Origin of the sequence: Bacillus cereus group sp. Sample62 (assembly GCF_036851315.1) — a bacterium.
In the GTDB taxonomy this organism is placed as follows: Bacteria; Bacillota; Bacilli; order Bacillales; family Bacillaceae_G; genus Bacillus_A; species Bacillus_A wiedmannii.
Map to the genome: position 1 here is coordinate 3,139,952 of NZ_JAFLPK010000001.1, position 19,506 is coordinate 3,159,457.

Below are 19,506 nucleotides of genomic sequence, written 5' to 3' on the forward strand. Positions count from 1 at the left end.
ACAGGAGGAGAATGAATATGTCTGATATTGAAGTTGGCGAAGTGTTTACTCTCAGTGATGAGAATAATGAGGATCAGGAAGTAGAAGTACTCGGAGCGATGGATGTCGAAGGCGCAGAATATATTGCAGTTGCCTTCGTAGAAGACATTCAAACAGAATCTGAGGAAGACATTGATATTTTCTTTTTAAAAGTAGAAGAAGATAATGAGTTTTCATACATTGAAAATGATGAAGAGTTTGATAAAGTATCTGCTGCTTTTGATAAAATTTTGGACGAGCAAGAGCAAGAATAATATGAATGAAAAACACGAGGGTGGATGCATATCCACCCTCTTTTTATTTATCACTCATCCAAAGACTTATGCAACAATTCCAGTACATCTTTCATCACAAAAGGACCGTCTTTTTTCACATGCTCAGCGAATTCAGAAACGAGACGTAATGTTTTTACACTTTCAATCGGATGCTCGCCTGATGCACTTTCAGCGGAAAGCATAACAGCATTCGTTCCGTCCAGTACAGCTTGAAACACATCAGTTACCTCAGCCCTTGTTGGAACAGAATGATCTACCATTGATTGAAGCATTTGTGTCGCTGTAATAACATATGTATTCGTTCGATTACATTCCTGAATCATCATTTTCTGCAAGAGCGGAATAAATTGATACGGCAACTCTACTCCTAAATCGCCCCTTGCGATCATAATTCCGTCTGCTTCTATACATATATCTTGAAAATTCTCGATTGCTTCCATCGTTTCTATTTTGGCAATTAAATTAGGTGAAGTTTCTTTGTACTGTTGTATAAAATCTCGTATTTCTTTTATATGACTAGGTTTTCTTACGAAAGAACATGCGATAAAATCAACATCCTCTTCTAGAAGAAACTGAATGTCTTTTTTATCTTTCTCTGTAATAGCTGGTAAACTAACGATTGCCCCTGGTAAGTTCACCCCTTTATGAGATGAGATATTACCACCTGTTTTCACCTTTGTTTCTATTTTATCCGTACTTATCTTTTCAACAATTAATTCAACTTCTCCATCATTAATTAAAATTCTACTGCCAACTTTCACGTCATTCCCGATTCCTTCATAATCAACACTTGCTTCTCTATTGCTCCCTGAAACTGGTTGCGTATGTAAAATAAAAGAATCTCCAGCCTGAAGTGTAATTTGTTCTCCTTTTACTTCACCTAACCTTATTTTAGGACCTTGTACATCGCCTAAAATTTTAATAGAATCATCTAACGATTTTACTAAACGAATAATATCTTTATGACTTTCATGTGTGCCATGTGATAAATTCAACCGCACTATTTTCATACCATTGTTTATTAACTGCGCTAACGTTTCTTTATTATTACTTGCTGGCCCAATTGTACAAACTCGATCGATTGTCATTTTTATCACTATCCTTTTTTAGATAAGTTTCCCACATAACCTTAAAAATAACAGAGATCATAAAATGAATAGATTTAAATTTACACGAATTTCATAAAGTTAAACCTGTTTCCCTTGCTGTCTAAGCATTAGAAGAGATATTCGTTTTTTTACAAATGAAGAAATGTTGAATCAAAAGTAAAAGGTAAGTTAAGTATGGGACAAGTTATTGAGAGTTTCAAAATTTTCATATATTGTATGAATTGAGTTCGAACTCAAAAATTTAAAAAGGTGGGAAAATTAGTGAATATGAAAAAATCTTTAGCGGTGACAACTTTAGGGTTAGCAGTTTTAGGTTTTGGTTTTACTAATAACGCAAGTGCCTCAGAGGTGGGTGCTGCAGACAAGCAGCCTGTTTTAGTTGACTATGATACAGTTCAATCAGCAAAAACATCTAATGTTCCTAGTTTGGTTGTTGCAGCTGCACCTAAGAATGACTCTAACATTAGCGTGTATACTCCCTTTTTCGGTAACCCATATGCAGTTGCTAAATCGAAATCAACTACGACCGAAGACTATATTTATGCAAAAGCAAGAACTTTCAATGGCGATGGCTCAATAGTGAATACGAAAAGTAATAGTGCGAAAAAATCAACTTATGTAAGTGCTACAGCGACCAACACAAGTGTTTATTATGGAGATGATTATGCTATTGGTAATCATACCTATAAATTAAATGGTTATAATGATGTGAATCACGAAACAAAAGCTTCCTGGTAAGAAAGAGAAAAAAGATATGCATCTTGCATATCTTTTTTCTCTTATATTTTAAATATATTGAGGTGCTATTAATGAAACAAATGTATATTATTATCAGTGTTATACTTATTTCATTAATTATCATTTATATTTTATTCCATACTTCAATCATACAACCACATACATCTCCTAAAGAAAATAAGCGAGAGCAACAAACCAATACTATTTCTTACGGATTGAAGAATACTAAAGGTCAACATATTAACAATGGTAGTGAAATTACTATGGAGAATAATAAAATAAATGTATCGTTATCATTCATACATAATGTTGCTGAAGATCGAAAATATGGATTAATTGTCCTAGAAGATTACGAACAAAAACCTTTTAAAACAGATGAAGCTACTAATGAAGTATTACACTATTCTTTTGATATGAAACCAAATAGTTCAATTACTACGAGAATCACTTTACACACTTCTCCTAATGCAAGTGAATTAACCTTTTTAATAATTAAAAAACCTGAATATAAATTAAAAGATAATGACTTAAATAAAGCGGTTATATTAGAAGAGATTTTAAGTATGCGATACTCCATAAATTCCTCTCAGGAGAGAAGCAAAAAAATAAAACTCACCGTTATACAACCAAATACTATTTTAAAAGATGGTCTTTATGAACCATTATTTGTTACGAACAATGAAGAAAAATTACAAACTGTCTTCTCTGAAAAAGAAGGCAGACAATTAACCTTATCAAACGGTAATGAAACAAAAGATGAAATGACTTACGCAATCGTGGCATTTAAAGATTGGGAACAAGTTGAAATATGTAATGATAAAAAAATCGTTTATACTGCGGTCGCACCTGAAACGAGACAAATTTTCAATTTCACATTGCCTTCAGTAGATCAGGAAAGTAATTTTCAGCTCGTCGCTTTTCCATTTCCTTATAAAACTAGCGAAGAAGATTATGTCAGTCAACAAGCATTCGGTTCATTTCGTATCGTAATTGAAAATAAATAGACTTTTACAAAAAATACAAAAAAGCCTACTTTCACAGTAGGCTTTTGAAACTACGAAAGTTTCGTCAATAACTGATTTAAATCTTTTTTCGTTTTCGTCGTTAATGATTTCATTTTATTAATATCTATCTTTTCTTTCTCCGCTCCTACAATTAACGGATACATACTTTGTCCAATTGTTTTATATTCAGCTGGGTGAGATGCTTCTAACTCTTTCTCGATTACATCCCACTTTTCATTAATTTGTTTTCCAAGTTTATTTACTGTTTCTAATTTAGGATTTGCAGCTAATTGCTTGTCTAAACTTTCAATTAATGCAGCAACTTCTTTAACATTTGTTTTCACAGCTACGCTTTTCTTCGGATCTTTCGTTGTTTTTCCGTTTGAGTTTGTACTTGTACTTTGATCTGTCGTTTTTCCGCTAGTCGTTTCGTCATTCGTTTTTCCTGTCGTCTCTTTTTCTTTTGTTTTCACATTCTCATTTTGAGATGATGTTTTACCGTTACTTTCTGTTCCTGATGATTCTTTCGTATTTTTTGCATCTTTATCTGTTTTTTCATTTGACGAAGTATTTGTTTCTTTTTCAGTATCTTTCGTTGTTTTTGACGTCTCATCTGCACTTGTCGTTTTTGCTTCTCCTTCATTTTGCGCTGTTACTTGTTCTTTCTTTTCTGTCTCTTTCTCTGCTGAAGGACTACAAGCTGCCATAGTAAGCATTGTACCAATTGTTATCGATGCGATAGCGACCTTTTTCATTTTCATATAAATCCCCCTATGTTTACTTTATTTATCCTCCCCTTTACGATTCGATTTCCCCTTAAAAAATCCCTTTTCATACGAATTACCATCTTTCCGACAGTAATCTTCATAATAATACGTACAAAAACCGATAAACCAATTTGAATATTCGAGTTTCTTCTACTTCATTTTTCTTCTCTCTAGCAAAAGAAAAAGAGTATATTGTCACATGAAGAATTACTATCTTCATATGACGATATACTCTCCTATCAAATTTTTATCTTTCTTGACATTTTATTTACACAAAAAAATAAAATTTTCTTTTATTTTTTTGTTTCTCAACAATTGTTAACATAATATATTTATGAGTAACCACCGTTCGAATGAATGACTTGCCCAGTAATCCATTTTGCTTCTTCACTTACTAAAAAAGAAATTAAGCGCGCTGCATCCGCTGGTTCTCCTACTTTACCTTGTGGGAACTTCCATACTAAATGATGCTTCAGCTCCTCTGTTATCCACCCTGTATTCGTCGGCCCTGGATCAACAGCATTTACTGTAATCCCCTTCTCCATCGCAACTGGTGCTACTGATTTTGTAAATGCTTCAATTGCTCCTTTCGTCGCTACGTATGCTAGTTCATCAGGCATCGGCCCTAATGACTGCCCTGAAGTAAGATTAATAATACTGCCACTCGTTTTCAGTGCATAATGTTTTATAAATAATGAGCTTAATAACATAGTAGCGCGAACATTCACTGTATAATGTTTATCTAACTGTTCTACATTTAATTCTTCAATTCTCGTATGAGTTGCATACGCTGCATTATTAATTAAAATAGATGGACCACCTAAACGTTCTGAGACCATATAAAACAAACGATTTGGCGAATACGACTGCGATAAATTGATTTCTGCCATTTCACATCGAACACCTAAACTTTCAATCTCCTCTTTCAACAAAAAGGGCTCTTTGTCATGCATTCCCCACGGCATCGCTTTATCATACTGAGACCAGTACGTGAAAAAAATGTCTATCCCTTTTTGAGCAAGCACCTTGCATACAGCTGCACCAATTCCATTCAGACGAGTGGCCCCTGTTACAATTGCTATTTTCTTCACCTTTTCTCCTCCATCTATGGATAAATCCCCTGCACGAATACAGAGGATCTATCTTTTTATTCAATATTTGACAATATACGTTCTGCACCTAATTTCAAAATTTTAATGAAGATATAATTTACGATCGTAAACATTACAAATAAAACAATAAACATAACCCACAGTCCTACTTGAAGGAAGAAGTATAATAGACTTACTCCCGCTACAATAACTAAAGCTATAAAAATATTAGCTAAAAAATTCCACAATGTTGTATAGCGGCTCTTAAATAATTTCTGTTCTGTATCCCAATGTATATCTGCAGTTTGTGCATCCCAACGTGTACCGATTAAATTAATTAACAATAACCCGTTCGCACTTAGTAAAAACCACAGTAACATGAAAACAGGAGAAATCCCCGCTACAACTGCCATCGTAATACCGAATACTGCTAAAATAATTACATTAATTAACCAAGCAGTGATCGCTTTCGCAAAAAAGATGTCTGAAGCTTTTACTGGTAAATATCGATTCACAAACCAAGAGCTTCCATCTCGTGAAAATGATGTTGTTGCGATAACGTTACTTCCCATTAAAAATAACGATGCACAAAGTCCTACACCAATCGCCAATCCTGCTGATTTTGGATTATCAATATACCCTGTGATCCACTTTAAATTCCCATCTTGCACGAATAAAACAAAGAATAACATAATCGGCATAACAAAAGTTTGTACGATACAATTTAAGAAAAATTGCGGTGTACGGAATAACGTTTTAAATTCTTTTTTCACGTACGCTTTCAAATGTGAACTTTGTACCGTTGATTTCTGTAAGCCTTCTGCTGAAATGACCTCTTTTTTTGCTGTACTCGTTGAAAGTCCAATAACCCCTTTTAAATATGTACGCTCTGCAATGTAATAAAACAACACAAAAAATACAAATGAAATAAGTGCAAAGATGATTACGTATAAAGGACCCTTCCAATTTGCATTTTCTACTAATGCCACTGCTCCAAAATATGTAGTTGGAAAATAATTTGTCATTTGTACTAGAAGAGAAGATTCGTTGTTCGCAAGATAATTCGTAAGTGCATCTTCAGAAAAAGAACTTTTATTTTTCCACTGTAAAAATACATTAATTCCTACAATAAATAGTATACTTACGATTCCAATAAATATATTGCCTCGATCTTTATTTTTCGCTATATTCGTATACCTCATAATAACTGTCATCAGTAACGAAGCTAAAACTAACGGCACAATCGGGAAGAGTAAGTAAATAAAAATCATGTATATGTAATATGTAATAAATGCACTACTTTTTAACCCGTACGTAATAAAGATTGGTAATAAAATAAATGAACTCATTACGTATTGTGTAATTAATACCGTTAGAAACTTTGCCGAAATAATCTGCGCTGGTTTCAATGGTAACGGCAATAACATTTCAATGTCATTACTATAGTAAAATACAGTTAAAATGTTCGTTATACTCATTAAAAATACCCATATACTCGCAATCGCAAGTCCCATTGCGATAATCATTCCTGGATCTTGCCCTAAATGTTTCATACCTTCATACATTCCGTGCGTCATCGAACCAAATATTAAAAAGCCGACAAATAAAATGGCTGCAAATGAAAATACATACGCCCATCGCTTCTTCTTATCTGTTATGAAATCTGCATAATTTAATTTCAATAATACTTTCGTTAACGTCCAAATTTTACTCATTGCCCGTCATCTCCAAGAACATTTTTTCAAGTGATTCATTGGATTTAAAATGATCTCTCATTTCACCTAAATTCCCTTTAAACTGCAAATTCCCCTTATTAATAATCGCAACACGGTCACATATTTTTTCCGCCACTTCTAATACGTGTGTCGAGAAAAATACAATCTTTCCTTTATCCGCATGTTCTCTCATCATTTCTTTTAAAATATATGCGGATTTCGGATCAAGCCCCGTTAACGGTTCATCTAAAATCCATACATCTGGCTCATGCACGAGCACACCAATAATAACGATTTTCTGTCTCATTCCGTGCGAGTAACTTTGAATTTGATCCGATAACGCATTGTAAAGATCAAACTTCTTCGCTAAAGACTCGATTCGTTCTTGTCGTACCTCTTTCGGCACTTCATACATATCTGCCATAAAGTTTAAATATTCAATTCCCTTTAATCGTAAAAACATATCTGGGCTATCTGGAACATAACCAAACGTCTTTTTCGCTTCCATCGGATTTTTCATAATATCTTTACCGTTAATCGTAATCGTTCCTTTGTCCACCCCATGAATACCAGTAATCATCTTAATTGTCGTTGATTTACCCGCACCATTCGGTCCTAAAAATCCAAAAATTTCTCCGCTAGGCACAGATAAACTTAAATCTTTTACTGCATAAGTAGACCCATTATAACTTTTTGACACATTCGTAATTTCAATCATTACATCCAATCCTTTCCTTAATTACCAAATAACTATATCAACATTATAGCATACTTATATTTTTAGATTTTTATATTTTTTCAGTTTTTTTACCCTTTAAAATAAATATACACGCCTAATCCAACGATTAAAACGACAGCTAGTAAAATATAGATCATCGTCAGCCGTTTAATATTCCCTTTTGTCGCTTTACTATAATTCGCATCACCATTCCGCCCAATTAACACCGTTGCCACTACAGTAATCACTACAAGTAATACAACGATCATGATCCAAGTTAGCATTCCTTCCTCCCCCTTCTTACAACCATTTTACAATATTATCCTCTTTATTTCGCATTATATTTCCTCTTTTTACTATTATTATGAAAATAATTGGAAAACTATTATTACTATACATTTCCATATGTGATATATTTATAACATAACGTGATTTATTTCTAACATCGAAAGGAGAATCTATCGTGAAAACAACTTGGATAAAATATTTAGGTTTTCTCGGTTTCTTCGGTTTCCTCGGCTTTTTTTATGAAAAAGGGTTGTTTACTATGTTCTGTTTCTTCTCCTTTTTCACAACGTATAGAACGGTTCAACACGATGAACTATTTGAACAAATCGTCAATAAATCGTGCCGCAATGCATTTATCGTTACATTACTAACAACCGCTATCATTATGTTTATTGAAATGTTATTTCCAAACCCTACACTACGAGAGATTGATATCGCTCTTATTTTCAGCACACTCATTCTTACGTTCGGCTTCTCTATGTTCTTTTACGATAAACCAGTTGATGAAATGGAAGATGCGCCATGGCGTTCGTAACGAAAATAAAAGAATACCGCGCCAAATCGAACATGACACAAGAAGATTTAGCGAAAACTGTTGGTGTACGTCGTGAAACGATAAGCCATCTCGAAAAAGGAAAATACAATCCTTCCTTGCAACTTGCTCACGATATTGCGAAGGCACTTCATAGTACAATTGATGAGATTTTTATTTTCGAGGATTAATTGAAGACAAAAAATCATATAAAAATACCGGTATTCTTTCCATAAAGAATACCGGTACTTCTCATTTATCACCCATACAAAACAGCATGAAATACGCCTAACAGTAAATATTGATCCTCTATATAATCTTCATCATATACATCCATCTCGATATAATACATATCTTCCTCAAGACGAATATTCCAATCTGCGATTACATAGCCGTTTCGTAATAACTTTCCAAGCCCAATTGAAGTTTTGTGAACAACATATTCTTCTTTCTTATATGTAAAGGTAAATAAGAAATTTGCATCTAATAACTTTCCGTCACATACAAGTATTTCATGCTCTGCATCATTATTATCGATGTACGTTACTAAAATCCTTCTTTGACGCTGCCTACTTACATCCTTTGCAATGACGCGAATATTGTCCTTACTATCCTTTATTTCATAAATGATATTACTACCGACTTTCGGAATGAAGTCTAGCACTTTCATCAACGTATTTTTATAATAGCCTCGTACTACGCCTACTCCTTCGCTTCCATTGTAAACCTCTATCGACGTCGTATCTGCTTTACTATCACACAGTCGTTTGTAAGAAAGCTGCATCATTCGCTCTCCTCTTAAATACTGATCAAACGTAACAGGATATTCTATCGCGCGCAGTTCTTTATTTAGCTCATATAAATAACGTTGAACGCTCTCTACTAATACTGTAGTGGATATACGCTCTTGAAGTTCAAATTGCTGCCAACTGGAAGAAACTCGCCACTGATCTTCCTCTTCATAGAAGAACCCGAGAATTACTTCCTCACGGTCACTCGTTTCATAATTCAATTGTTCTTTCTGCCCATGTTGCACTTGTTCCATCCACTGTCCTAAATAAATGCCAAGCTCTGCAACCTTCATGCATGACTTATGAAAAAGTACGCGGTCACTCGTACGAATCGTTAAATCCCCTTCAATAAAGCCATTTGCATAAGCGGCATACCGTGGCTCATCCTTCTGCGGAATAGCCTTGTCTAACTCAAATAAAAACGTTAACATTCTTCACTCACCTCTAGTTGTTACACCGATCATAATTATAAATTGACCGCAACTCAAATTATATCAACACGATTAAAATGAAACTACCTTTTCTTCCGCTACTTCCACAATTTCTAAAATCTGTAGCAGACTCTCCACTTCATAAGTCGGCTTAACACTCGTCATGTTCTCTTTCAAACTCGGATTATACCAACACGTATCAATGCCGTAATCTTCTCCGCCTCTCATATCAGAAGTGAGCGAATCTCCAACCATTAGTACACTTGATTTATCCGTAATCCCAAACTTTTCAAACGCATAATCAAAAATCTCACGTGCTGGTTTTTGATGACCAACCTCTTCTGAAATAATAATATGATCAAAGAAATTACATAAAGGCGAGTTTCCAATTCTAGATTGTTGCACCTTCGTATATCCATTCGTAATAATACCTAACTTGCAATCTTGTAGATTTTCACATAATTGCACTGCACCTTCTATAAGGTGTACTTCTTTTCCTAAGTTTTCAAGGTATACATCACTAAATTGCTGTGCATCTACTTCTATATTATGAAGCATAAATAATTGTCTAAATCGATCTACCGCTAATTCACTTAGCGTAATCATTTTATTTTCTAAATCTCTCCATAGGCCATTACTAATCTCTTTATAACTTGCAAGATAATCACTATACCCTGTAGGCATGCCAAACTGTACAAACGCGTTATGTAATGCGGGTTTTTCCGTTTCAGGGAAATCTAATAATGTATCGTCTACGTCGAATAATATAACTTTATATTTCATTATGCTCTCCTCAACTAGTACGTTATTTACAACTTGTATTTTCTCACTAATTGTCTCTTAAGTCGAACTTTTTCCCTTTACGAATAGGAACTGTACAGTAATCTTAAAGTTGTTTAAGGCACACGAGTCATGTTATTCAAAAATAATTAATTGTGAAAATACTATAAATTTGAGATAATTTGGATAATAGGTTCAAATTTTAAACAGGCAATACAGGAATTGTATTACTACAGTTACTTTAGAAAGGGGCGGAAAAATATAGTAAATTCATGGGAAAGGCCTAAAATAAAAATCCCAAAAACAAAAAGTGAATGGGTTGGAGATATTGTTGGGTATTCATTGTTCTTTGGATCAATCATTTTTTTGATTATCATTTGGGGAAGATTACCCGAGGAAGTACCTGCACACTATAACGCATATGGGGCTGTAGATCGCTGGGGATCAAAGTGGGAACTTTTACTTCTACCAGGAATAGGAGCATTCATACTCCTATTAATGCAGACTTTAGAAAAGTTCCCAGAAGTTCATAACTACCCAAAAAGATTTAACGAATCGAATGCGAAGCAGTTTTATTTAAATAGCAGAAAAATGCTTAATCAACTAAAAAATGTCTGTTTACTTATATTTGCTTTCATCCAATTCGAAACAGTTTCAATAGCTTTAGATTGGAGCGGCGGTTTTGGAAAATTATTTTTACCGATATTATTAATTGGGACAGTTATTCCAATTGTAATAGGAATAATAAGGCAACGAAAAATTTCATAATAGAAACAGGAGGCTAATCCAATTAGCCTCCCTCCTCATTATTTATCTTCTAGCAATAACACTTTCATTTCCTCTAACGACTCTTTCGTAAAGCCAAGTGCTTTTTCAGCATACGCTTCAACTGAACCGTATTGCTTTTTCACTTCATTAATTGCAGCTTGTAAATACTCAGCGCGTGCTTCAAACATTGCACCTAATATTGCTCTACTTTCATCGTTTTGAAGTTTTGCACCTAAAAAGGCCATCATTTTTTCATTTAACTTTTCACGGAAACCGTTACTTAGTAAATAATCTTCCATCACTGTTTTCTCTGGTACACCTAGTAAAAGTAATAATAGTGCTGACCCAAATCCAGTACGGTCTTTTCCAGCTGTACAGTGGTTTACTAACGGTAAGTTTTCCGGGTTTTGCGCTAAGTTTAAGAAGCTCACGAATGCTTCATTACCACTTACGAAATCTTGATTCATTTTCACAAGGTATTCGCCTGGTTTCCCTAACATAGAAAGGTCACCAACTTGGAAAAACTCATTTATGTTCAAGTCTTTCGCTAATTCTTGCATAACTGGTAGGCACACTTGACGAGCACCCGTAATCTCTGGATTCGGCTTATGCTTCACTTCAAAGTCTGTACGGTAGTCACAAATTAACTTTAAGCCAGACTTTTGTAAATAGTCTATATCCCACTCTGTTAATCCTGCTAATTCTTCAGAACGGTATAATTTGCCCCATTTCACTTTACGGCCTTCTGTCGTTTCATATCCGCCCATATCACGGAAGTTAAACGCGCCTTGTAATGGCAATCTACGCTCAGCTACTGTCACTGCTTGTCCATTACTTCCTACCAGTCTAAAATATGGACGCTCATTTTCACTTGGGTTTTGAACTGTACATGATGATTCTCCATTTACCGTTGCAAGTAATTCTCCCGTTTCTTCAATATGATCTGGTGAAGTACTCCAGTAAATGCGAACTTCTTCTATATTATTTTCCCACTTTATATATAACGTATTATCTTCATTTCTTTCTACTGTTGCTTGTAACCAATTTCTTTGCTGCTCCATTCTTTCACCAACGCTTTCTCGTATAATTGAATCCTACTCTATTGTATTATAGGGATATCTACTTTGTCGTTCCCATTTTTCTTTTTATCTTACAAACAAGCAAAAAGTTCTTTTACTTGTTCAAAATTTGTACATGGATTCCCTCGAAATGAGTTCGAGAGAGTACATCCTTCATCCTTTAACCCTTCCTTACATACCGCTCAGTAGAACTCAGCAGTTGACATTCGTTCTTTTCAAAAACATCCTTCATCCACTCGTTTTTTACATTCGTCTCACCAATATAATAAGATGCACCTATTTCTTTTAAGACAAACATTGCCCCTGTAAAGAATGCTTCTTCATACCCTTTATTTCGCATAGTTGGAGCAATTGCAAAATACATAAGTTTTCCTTCTTCTAACGTACCTCTTTCAATATGCGGGATGACAATTCCAATTAGTTTATCATCGACACTCGCTGTTAAACAATGTTCTTTCCATTGCCCACCAATTTCTTGTAACATCATATTTACAAATTGATCATAATCGATTTGTTCTCCTGTCACTTCATTCCAAAGAGAATAAAAAACCTCTTCTCCAACTTCTTCAATCAACTTAAAATCAATGTCACTTTCTACATCTTCTACTTCGTATATATCTTTAAACACAATCATGTTTTCGGTAACATATTCAAATGAATACGTTTCGAAACATTTCTTATACACATCATAATTTGGGCTTTTTGAAGAGATCTCAAATTGTAATTTTTCACCCTCTTCTTTTTCAGCTTCAGCAACGCAATATTGCATCATTTCCTTTAATTGCTCTTCTGTAAAAACTTCTGCATTATTTTCTTTTATCATGATAGAAGAAGCACTTCTTCTTATTTTAAAATGTTTTTCTAACTGTTCTATAGTCATCATATACTTCCCTCATCTATGTCATTCTCGAATTTCTAATCGTTCTCCTTGCATGAGCAGGATTGTCCTTGAATATATAGAATACTAGAAAACATTGCATCTTTAAAGTGCGGAGGAGGTTCTCCATTGGATATTACAGCATTGCAACAACAGTTAGAGCTTATACAACAAAATGACTATACGCAACTGCATCATATAAATGTAAATGAGTTAACTTTGAACATGCTTCAGTATATCGGAACGACTGATAGTTACGTTCGTTACCAACTTATATATAAATGTTTTGCGCATTTCATTCATCATGAATTCCTTATGGATGATCAGCTAAAATTACTTCTACAAACTTGTTTAAGTGATGAGTATTTATATTGTGACATTTACACACCGCATACAGATGGGGTTTTCACACGTTCTTACACTGTTTCGTTACTTGCGTTAATACTACAATTCGCTAACTCGCACTACTTTTTTGCAGAAGAGGATATCGAAGAAATAAAAAACAAACTCATTACATACACAAACTTAGAAACGGATTTTCGAGGCTATATTGAAAATAAAGGATGGGCTCATTGTCTTGCCCACGTATCTGATGCCTTTACTGAAATTGTTCACAATTCCTATACGACCTTTGAATGGTATGAAGAATTAATTCATTGTTTATTAAATAAAATTTTTATCCCATCGGATCTATTTCATAATAATGAAGATGAACGAATTGTTACACCGTTACTATCGATGCTATATCATGATTTTCCGCAAGATGAGTTAATTTCAATTATTTATAAAAAAATAAAAAGGCTTCCTCAAATTAGAAAACGCCTTTCGCTTAACGAGTATTGTATTTTATGTGCCAACATTAAAACTTTTTTACGCACATTATTTTTTAGAACGAAAGATGATCATAACTTAGCATTTACATCGCGCAAAACAGAAAAAATGTTAAAAGAACTGCCTAACTATTATTAAATATAAGGAGAACAAGTATGGGTTATATTGAAGACATGAGAAATCTAGTAGGAAATCAACCACTTATTTTAATAGGCTCACACGCTATTATATTAAATGAGAAAAATGAAATATTACTGCAGCTACGTACAGATTTTAAGCGCTGGGGTATTATTGGCGGCGCCTTAGAATATAACGAAACGTTAGAAGACGCTTTAAAGCGAGAAGTATATGAGGAAACTGGACTTTTCATCAAAAATCCAGAACTATTCCGTACATACTCAGGACCAGATTTCTTTCAAATCTATCCAAACGGCGATCAAGTACACGGTGTACTCGTTGTTTATATTTGCCGAGAATTCCATGGTGAACTTGTGTGTGATCAAACAGAATCAAAAGAATTACGTTTCTTTCCGCTAGATGAGTTACCTAGTAATCTTCCTCCTGTTATTGAGAGAATTATTAAGGATTTTCAGCACTCCAATTAAAAAACATTACATATTAAGACAACCTCATTTCCCGTTATTATAACGAGAAATGAGGTTGTTTTATTTCACTGTAAATCCTAATTATCCCCTTAATAGTTAGATTGTTATCTCAATCTGATTTCCTTCAGGATCACTTACTACACTTTCATAGTAACCATCCCCTGTAGTACGCGGGCCGTTTAACACAGGGTACCCTGCTTCTCTTACTGTATTAGTTAATTCGTTCACCTTTTCTTTACTCCCTACAGAAAAAGCAATATGCGCATATCCTACTGTTTGTGTTTTTATTTTATCGTCTATCCCCACTTGCCTCATAAGCTCTAGACGCGCACCACCTTCAAAAGTTATGAAATAAGATTCAAACTGTTTTTTCGGATTATGATATAAGCTATTTTCTTCACCATTAAAGTACTGTTTATAGAAATCACGCATTCCTTCTAAATCATTCACCCAAATTGCTACATGTTCAATTTTCATAATCGACACCTTTTCTTTTATGTTATTCAACTGACAATTGGATGCTTCATTGCCAGTACCTTTACTTTTCTTTATTTGTTCTCGTGATCATAAGATCAAGTCCAAGGCTTTTTAACCCATATAAATAATCTTCTTTCCAATTACTCACTGTTATTTTCGGAATATGTTCTGCTGGAATGTACTGCGGACAACTTTTTACAATTTGATCTATTACAAATTGGTTCACTTCATCATCACAGAAGATAAAGGTATGAGGGTTAATAATAGCTATACATGTAGCTATTAAACGGGTAATAGCATCTATATTATATTTCTCTGGATTATTAGAATTTTCAACTTCGTCTTCACTTCTCAAAGCTTGCAAGAAATTTTTATTATCATATTGCGGAACAAAAGATATCTCTCCTGAGAAAAACGTACTTCCGCGTACGACATCTCCATTTACCATAATCCCCGCACCTGGGCCATTTTGACCTGAATACAAATATACAAGAGAGGAATTTTCATTGTTTCCAGTATTTTTATGATAGCCGAGTACTGCTGCATTCATATCGTTTTCTATTACTACAGGTATTGAAAACAGATCCTCCAAGTGACTTTTTAAATTAAAGTTTTGGAACTTTTCATAACCAGGTATATAAAAAATACGACCATTATCAACTGAACCAGGCACACCAATTGATATAGAGTTTATTTTCGGGAATGTAGCTATAAGACCTTCAATATGTTTAGATAATACATTTACACCAGTATCAATTAATACACTTGAAGTACTTCCTTGTTCTTTTACTTCCCCTAAACAGTTGAAAATTGTATAGTTCGTCTCATTTTTTTCTAAAAATATCGCTAATCCTAACATATATTCCGGATTATACGCATATCGTTTCGCTCTTCTGCCGCCACTCGAATCATCTAAGCCAACTAAAGTGACTTCACCGTCTTGTTTCATATTTTCTATAAATTTACTTATCGTTGGAAAACTAATTTCTAATGTATTACTAAGTTCAACTTTCGTCGCACTACCTCGCTCTAGAAGAGCTGTACGAATGCCGCGAAGGATCGTCTCTTTAATCGATTTTTGAGTAACAAATTGTTCACTCAAATCGCTCACCACCTTAATCAACATACTTATTAAACTCTTTTAATAAGTTGCGTTGACAATATATCATACATCATTTTCTAAAGCAATAGAGATGATATATTTAGGATGCGTGCAATCCTTATTTAGCTCGCTGTATTCTCTCTCGTAACAGATGATACAATTCCAGACAAAAGAACAAATAATAAAACCGCTAGCAAGGCATTACGTATTCCAAATGCTTCTCCAAGTATCCCTAAAAATGGTGGTCCGACTAAAAAGGCTGTATAACCAATGATAGAAACTGCAGCAACATTAGAAGTCGCATTTTCACGATTATCTCCAGCAGCTGACAGACCAATTGGGAAACCAAGCGCTGCACCAATCCCCCACAGTACTACACCAAATGCTAGAAAATACGAATTACTCCCAAATATTACGATTGAAATTCCTAGAATCGCCATCATAATAGTGGCACGTACGACAGCGACACGACCGAATCGATCAAGGAAATAGCTGCTACACATACGAGCTAACGTCATTGCCAATACAAAAATTGTGTACATAATAGAACCTGCCACTACACTTTGCTGATGTCCATCTACCATCACGATAGGTAGCCAATCATTTGCACTTCCTTCTGCAAATGCCATTCCAAGTACAAAAAGACCTATTAAAAGCACCTTGTTTTCCATGAGTAAGGAAGTACGTTTCACTCGCTTTTTGTTCCGCGATTTCTCCTTCTTTCCTGTTCCATGCGGAAGAAAACGATATACCATACATACAAGTAATAAAAACATAACCGAAATCGCAAGAAACTGATACAAAATTGGAATGTGAAGCGAGGCGGCAACAGAGCCACTGAGCGCACCTACTAAAGTTCCTACGCTAAAAAAACCGTGGAATTTTGGTAGAAGAGTTGTTCCTAGTTTCTGCTCAATAGAAGAACCTTCTACATTCAATGCGACTTCCGCCAATCCGTATCCTACTCCAAATACTAGTAAGCTACTAAAAGCCCCCATACTAGAAACAAAATAAATATTTATACCTAAACAAATCAATCCAACAATCATAAAAAACATACTGCCTATAATAACGTCTCTAGCTCCCTTACAGTCAATAAAGCGGCTTGCACTCAGTAAACCAATTATTGAACCGACAGATAGTCCGAATAAAACCCAGCCCATTTCTGCATTTGACACTGCTAAAATATCTCGAGTAGCTGCTGTTCTTGAAATCCATGTTGCAAATGCCACACCAGGCAAAGCAAATAAGAGAAACAGAGCGTTTCGAGAGGCAAGTAATGTCTTTGTATGATTATCCGCACTATTTTTCTCCATATGAAACACCTTTCACATTGTCTATACGATACGACACCAGTTTATTCATGTATCCGTAAAAAACGATTTCTATAAGTCTATCGTTTTAATAACTTTAGCTGGATTACCACCAACTACTACATTATGAGGTACATCTTTTGTCACAACTGCCCCTGAGGCAATTACAGCATTATCACCAATTGAAATACCAGGGTTAATAATAGCGCCCCCGCCAACCCAAACATTGTTACCAATCCTTACAGGCTTTCCATATTCTTTGCCAGAATTCCTCTCTACCGGATGTAACGGATGCGTAGCAGTGTAAATGTGAACACCAGGTGCAAACATACAATTATCACCGATTCGCACTTCACAAACGTCCAAAATCACACAATTGAAATTTGCGAAAAAGCTCTTTCCAACATGGATGTTGTAGCCGTAATCACAACGAAAATCAGGATTAATGTGAGGTTTTCCGTCAGCTGAAGAACCTAAAAGCTGATTTAACAACGTAAAATGTTGTTCATCTCCTGTCTCTATCGCCTCGTTATAAAGGCGTGTTAAACGTTTTGCCTCCACCCTATCAGCCACTAATTCTTCGTCATCCGCAATATACATTTCTCCCGCTAGCATCTTTTCTTTCTCTGTTTTCATATAATCATCTCCTTCGTTATCGAATAACCCCCACTTATTAAACTCCTTTAATAAGTGACTTTAATTTTACTTATTAAACACATTTAATAAGTATCCCTATATTAGCATACTTTTTAATATGTGCAACTAATAAATTTTGAAAAGAAATGTGAATTCTTACTTCACCTAATGAAATGTCGAAGAAATAATTAAAATTTATATCGGAAAATAAGGGAACGCTCAGCGTCCCCTCTCAAATCCAATCCGTTTTTTAATTTCTGCTAAATTCACCTTCGCGATTTCTCTTGCCCGCTCAGCACCTTGTTCTAACGCTTCATATAATAAATTTGGCTCCTGCATATACATTGCATATTTCTCCCGAGGTGCAGCTAACTCACGATCTACAACGCGGAATAACTCTTTTTTCACATCGCCCCATCCGATTCCAGTTTCATACTTTTCACGCACCGACTGTATTTCATTTTCTGTCGCAAATTCTTTATATATCATAAATAACGTTTCTAGTTCTTTCGGTTCATTTGGAAGTGAAGAATCTGTTTTGATTTTAAATATTAACTTTCGTAGTTTTTCTTGCTCTGCAAATAATGGGATTACATTTCCGTAACTTTTACTCATCTTCCTTCCATCAAGACCAGGTAAAATGGCACCTTCTTCTTGTATGACATACTCCGGAAGTGTAAATGTCATACCAAATGTATGATTAAAATACGTCGCAATATCACGCGCGATTTCAATATGCTGAATTTGGTCTTTCCCTACTGGCACATGAGTAGCTTGAAATAATAATATGTCAGCTGCCATTAAAATCGGATACGTATATAATCCCATATTCACTCCCGTGTCGACCTCTAACCCCGCTTCTTTATTTTGCTCTACCTTCGCTTTATACGCATGGGCACGGTTCATAAGCCCTTTCGGAGTTAGGCAAGCTAATATCCAAGCTAATTCTAGAATCTCCGGCACTTCTGTTTGTCGGTAAAAAATAACATCTTCTCTAAGTCCGAGTGATAACCAAGTAGCTGCTACCTCTTTCGTATAACTACTAAACTGACTTGGATCATGTACAGCATTTAATGCATGATAATCTGCTATAAAGTACAATGCTTTTCCTTCATCCTTCTTTGACATTTGCAATGCAGGTTTAATCGCACCAATATAATTTCCTAAATGAGGATAACCTGTCGGCTTAATTCCTGTTAACATTATTTTTTCGCTCACCCTAACTCCTCCTTCCTTAAAATAAAAAGAGCCCCTCATCCTATAAAAAGGACGAGAGACTCCCGCGGTACCACCTTCATTAGCTATCATTAATAGCTCACTTCAACTTCTTAACGTGAAGTAACCGTCTTTACCTACTCATTTCAGTTAGAAGCTCCAGAGCCCATTCCATATTCATCCCTTACTGATTTCCACCACATATCAGCTCTCTGAAAAGTTTTGAATATGTACTCTTCTCTTTCATTGCTTTTGATTATTTTTTACAGTTTATCACACTTTTCCTTCACGCAAAACTAAATATTCAAACTTTTTTAGCGTTTTA

General features: G+C 34.9%; 23 protein-coding genes and 1 other annotated feature. Of the genes, 8 read left to right on the forward strand and 15 right to left on the reverse strand.

What is annotated here, in order from left to right; all coding sequences use genetic code 11:
* The first annotated feature begins 11 nt into the window (after nt 1–11).
* Nucleotides 12–293: a DUF1292 domain-containing protein gene (locus tag J0835_RS15950; protein ID WP_098413156.1), complete on the forward strand. Its 282-nt coding sequence runs from the start codon at nt 12–14 to the stop codon at nt 291–293.
* 50 nt (nt 294–343) lie between these two features.
* Here the strand turns inward: J0835_RS15950 and J0835_RS15955 are convergent, their stop codons facing one another.
* Nucleotides 344–1,402: a pyruvate kinase gene (locus J0835_RS15955; protein WP_087981263.1), complete on the reverse strand. Its 1,059-nt coding sequence runs from the start codon at nt 1,400–1,402 to the stop codon at nt 344–346.
* A gap of 282 nt (nt 1,403–1,684) precedes the next feature.
* Here J0835_RS15955 and J0835_RS15960 point away from each other — a divergent pair, with 282 nt between their 5' ends.
* Both J0835_RS15960 and J0835_RS15965 read left to right on the forward strand, forming a co-directional pair.
* A complete protein-coding gene (locus tag J0835_RS15960) occupies nt 1,685–2,161 on the forward strand; it encodes a XoxI protein (protein ID WP_087981264.1) in 477 nt (158 codons plus the stop codon).
* Nucleotides 2,162–2,232: 71 nt separating this feature from the next.
* Nucleotides 2,233–3,165, forward strand: coding sequence for a hypothetical protein (locus tag J0835_RS15965; protein WP_087981265.1), 933 nt, complete (start codon nt 2,233–2,235; stop codon nt 3,163–3,165).
* Between the two features lie 50 nt (nt 3,166–3,215).
* On the opposite strand, the gene J0835_RS15970 is transcribed toward J0835_RS15965, so the two are convergent.
* The 5 genes from J0835_RS15970 to J0835_RS15990 form a co-directional block, all read right to left on the reverse strand.
* Nucleotides 3,216–3,926: a hypothetical protein gene (locus tag J0835_RS15970; RefSeq protein WP_087981266.1), complete on the reverse strand. Its 711-nt coding sequence runs from the start codon at nt 3,924–3,926 to the stop codon at nt 3,216–3,218.
* Nucleotides 3,927–4,264: 338 nt separating this feature from the next.
* Nucleotides 4,265–5,023, reverse strand: coding sequence for an SDR family oxidoreductase (locus J0835_RS15975; RefSeq protein ID WP_087981268.1), 759 nt, complete (start codon nt 5,021–5,023; stop codon nt 4,265–4,267).
* A gap of 56 nt (nt 5,024–5,079) precedes the next feature.
* The gene (locus tag J0835_RS15980) at nt 5,080–6,738 is read right to left on the reverse strand and encodes a putative ABC transporter permease subunit (RefSeq protein WP_087981269.1); all 1,659 of its coding nucleotides are present in this window, start codon (nt 6,736–6,738) and stop codon (nt 5,080–5,082) included.
* Nucleotides 6,731–7,456, reverse strand: a complete 726-nt coding sequence (locus tag J0835_RS15985) for an ABC transporter ATP-binding protein (protein WP_046957932.1) — start codon at nt 7,454–7,456, stop codon at nt 6,731–6,733. The genes J0835_RS15980 and J0835_RS15985 overlap by 8 nt, the downstream gene beginning before the upstream one ends.
* A gap of 89 nt (nt 7,457–7,545) precedes the next feature.
* Nucleotides 7,546–7,740 (reverse strand): hypothetical protein, encoded by a 195-nt coding sequence (locus J0835_RS15990; RefSeq protein ID WP_000958866.1) that lies wholly within the window; start codon nt 7,738–7,740, stop codon nt 7,546–7,548.
* 179 nt (nt 7,741–7,919) lie between these two features.
* On the opposite strand from J0835_RS15990, the gene J0835_RS15995 reads away from it, so the two are divergent.
* Together J0835_RS15995 and J0835_RS16000 are read left to right on the forward strand one after the other, a co-directional pair.
* Nucleotides 7,920–8,279: a DUF3796 domain-containing protein gene (locus tag J0835_RS15995; protein ID WP_087981270.1), complete on the forward strand. Its 360-nt coding sequence runs from the start codon at nt 7,920–7,922 to the stop codon at nt 8,277–8,279.
* Complete coding sequence (locus J0835_RS16000; protein WP_061678929.1) at nt 8,267–8,467, forward strand: helix-turn-helix transcriptional regulator; 201 nt, start codon at nt 8,267–8,269, stop codon at nt 8,465–8,467. Before J0835_RS15995 ends, J0835_RS16000 begins: the two co-directional genes overlap by 13 nt.
* Nucleotides 8,468–8,535: 68 nt before the next feature.
* Here the strand turns inward: J0835_RS16000 and J0835_RS16005 are convergent, their stop codons facing one another.
* Together J0835_RS16005 and J0835_RS16010 are read right to left on the reverse strand one after the other, a co-directional pair.
* Complete coding sequence (locus J0835_RS16005; RefSeq protein ID WP_087981271.1) at nt 8,536–9,498, reverse strand: tubby C-terminal domain-like protein; 963 nt, start codon at nt 9,496–9,498, stop codon at nt 8,536–8,538.
* Nucleotides 9,499–9,570: 72 nt separating this feature from the next.
* On the reverse strand, nt 9,571–10,281 hold the full coding sequence (locus J0835_RS16010) for a YjjG family noncanonical pyrimidine nucleotidase (RefSeq protein ID WP_087981272.1): 711 nt from the start codon (nt 10,279–10,281) through the stop codon (nt 9,571–9,573).
* A gap of 339 nt (nt 10,282–10,620) precedes the next feature.
* Here J0835_RS16010 and J0835_RS16015 point away from each other — a divergent pair, with 339 nt between their 5' ends.
* Nucleotides 10,621–11,046, forward strand: coding sequence for a DUF1648 domain-containing protein (locus J0835_RS16015; RefSeq protein WP_087981565.1), 426 nt, complete (start codon nt 10,621–10,623; stop codon nt 11,044–11,046).
* A gap of 38 nt (nt 11,047–11,084) precedes the next feature.
* Here J0835_RS16015 and J0835_RS16020 read toward each other — a convergent pair whose 3' ends face one another.
* Both J0835_RS16020 and J0835_RS16025 read right to left on the reverse strand, forming a co-directional pair.
* Nucleotides 11,085–12,107 carry a tyrosine-protein phosphatase gene (locus J0835_RS16020; RefSeq protein ID WP_087981273.1) on the reverse strand — a complete coding sequence of 341 codons (1,023 nt, stop codon included), beginning with the start codon at nt 12,105–12,107 and terminating at the stop codon, nt 11,085–11,087.
* 178 nt (nt 12,108–12,285) lie between these two features.
* Nucleotides 12,286–13,008, reverse strand: a complete 723-nt coding sequence (locus tag J0835_RS16025; protein WP_087981274.1) for an N-acetyltransferase — start codon at nt 13,006–13,008, stop codon at nt 12,286–12,288.
* A gap of 123 nt (nt 13,009–13,131) precedes the next feature.
* On the opposite strand from J0835_RS16025, the gene J0835_RS16030 reads away from it, so the two are divergent.
* A complete protein-coding gene (locus J0835_RS16030; RefSeq protein ID WP_087981275.1) occupies nt 13,132–13,971 on the forward strand; it encodes a DUF2785 domain-containing protein in 840 nt (279 codons plus the stop codon).
* 17 nt (nt 13,972–13,988) lie between these two features.
* Nucleotides 13,989–14,438 carry an NUDIX hydrolase gene (locus J0835_RS16035; RefSeq protein WP_087981276.1) on the forward strand — a complete coding sequence of 150 codons (450 nt, stop codon included), beginning with the start codon at nt 13,989–13,991 and terminating at the stop codon, nt 14,436–14,438.
* A gap of 96 nt (nt 14,439–14,534) precedes the next feature.
* On the opposite strand, the gene J0835_RS16040 is transcribed toward J0835_RS16035, so the two are convergent.
* From J0835_RS16040 to J0835_RS16060, 5 genes are all read right to left on the reverse strand, one after another.
* Nucleotides 14,535–14,915, reverse strand: coding sequence for a VOC family protein (locus tag J0835_RS16040; protein WP_074650879.1), 381 nt, complete (start codon nt 14,913–14,915; stop codon nt 14,535–14,537).
* Between the two features lie 61 nt (nt 14,916–14,976).
* Nucleotides 14,977–16,017 (reverse strand): ROK family transcriptional regulator, encoded by a 1,041-nt coding sequence (locus J0835_RS16045; RefSeq protein WP_140386836.1) that lies wholly within the window; start codon nt 16,015–16,017, stop codon nt 14,977–14,979.
* A gap of 122 nt (nt 16,018–16,139) precedes the next feature.
* Nucleotides 16,140–17,333, reverse strand: a complete 1,194-nt coding sequence (locus J0835_RS16050) for an MFS transporter (RefSeq protein ID WP_087981278.1) — start codon at nt 17,331–17,333, stop codon at nt 16,140–16,142.
* 69 nt (nt 17,334–17,402) lie between these two features.
* Complete coding sequence (locus J0835_RS16055; RefSeq protein WP_087981279.1) at nt 17,403–17,966, reverse strand: maltose O-acetyltransferase; 564 nt, start codon at nt 17,964–17,966, stop codon at nt 17,403–17,405.
* A gap of 219 nt (nt 17,967–18,185) precedes the next feature.
* Entirely contained in the window at nt 18,186–19,223 is a 1,038-nt protein-coding gene (locus tag J0835_RS16060; protein WP_140386866.1) for a tryptophan--tRNA ligase, read from the reverse strand.
* A gap of 5 nt (nt 19,224–19,228) precedes the next feature.
* Nucleotides 19,229–19,437: a binding site (T-box leader), on the reverse strand.
* Nucleotides 19,438–19,506: the final 69 nt, after the last annotated feature.

Excerpts from the sequence above, each read along its gene's own strand:
- J0835_RS16040 (WP_074650879.1), bottom strand. The coding sequence starts at position 14,915 with ATGAAAATTGAACATGTAGCAATTTGGGTGAATGATTTAGAAGGAATG.
- J0835_RS16060 (WP_140386866.1), bottom strand. The coding sequence starts at position 19,223 with ATGAGGGGCTCTTTTTATTTTAAGGAAGGAGGAGTTAGGGTGAGCGAA.
- J0835_RS15980 (WP_087981269.1), bottom strand. The coding sequence starts at position 6,738 with ATGAGTAAAATTTGGACGTTAACGAAAGTATTATTGAAATTAAATTAT.
- J0835_RS15955 (WP_087981263.1), bottom strand. The coding sequence starts at position 1,402 with ATGACAATCGATCGAGTTTGTACAATTGGGCCAGCAAGTAATAATAAA.
- J0835_RS16000 (WP_061678929.1), top strand. The coding sequence starts at position 8,267 with ATGGCGTTCGTAACGAAAATAAAAGAATACCGCGCCAAATCGAACATG.
- J0835_RS15950 (WP_098413156.1), top strand. The coding sequence starts at position 12 with ATGAATATGTCTGATATTGAAGTTGGCGAAGTGTTTACTCTCAGTGAT.
- J0835_RS15965 (WP_087981265.1), top strand. The coding sequence starts at position 2,233 with ATGAAACAAATGTATATTATTATCAGTGTTATACTTATTTCATTAATT.
- J0835_RS15985 (WP_046957932.1), bottom strand. The coding sequence starts at position 7,456 with ATGATTGAAATTACGAATGTGTCAAAAAGTTATAATGGGTCTACTTAT.
- J0835_RS16055 (WP_087981279.1), bottom strand. The coding sequence starts at position 17,966 with ATGAAAACAGAGAAAGAAAAGATGCTAGCGGGAGAAATGTATATTGCG.
- J0835_RS16025 (WP_087981274.1), bottom strand. The coding sequence starts at position 13,008 with ATGATGACTATAGAACAGTTAGAAAAACATTTTAAAATAAGAAGAAGT.
- J0835_RS15990 (WP_000958866.1), bottom strand. The coding sequence starts at position 7,740 with ATGCTAACTTGGATCATGATCGTTGTATTACTTGTAGTGATTACTGTA.
- J0835_RS16050 (WP_087981278.1), bottom strand. The coding sequence starts at position 17,333 with ATGGAGAAAAATAGTGCGGATAATCATACAAAGACATTACTTGCCTCT.
- J0835_RS15970 (WP_087981266.1), bottom strand. The coding sequence starts at position 3,926 with ATGAAAATGAAAAAGGTCGCTATCGCATCGATAACAATTGGTACAATG.
- J0835_RS16010 (WP_087981272.1), bottom strand. The coding sequence starts at position 10,281 with ATGAAATATAAAGTTATATTATTCGACGTAGACGATACATTATTAGAT.
- J0835_RS16005 (WP_087981271.1), bottom strand. The coding sequence starts at position 9,498 with ATGTTAACGTTTTTATTTGAGTTAGACAAGGCTATTCCGCAGAAGGAT.
- J0835_RS16035 (WP_087981276.1), top strand. The coding sequence starts at position 13,989 with ATGGGTTATATTGAAGACATGAGAAATCTAGTAGGAAATCAACCACTT.
- J0835_RS16020 (WP_087981273.1), bottom strand. The coding sequence starts at position 12,107 with ATGGAGCAGCAAAGAAATTGGTTACAAGCAACAGTAGAAAGAAATGAA.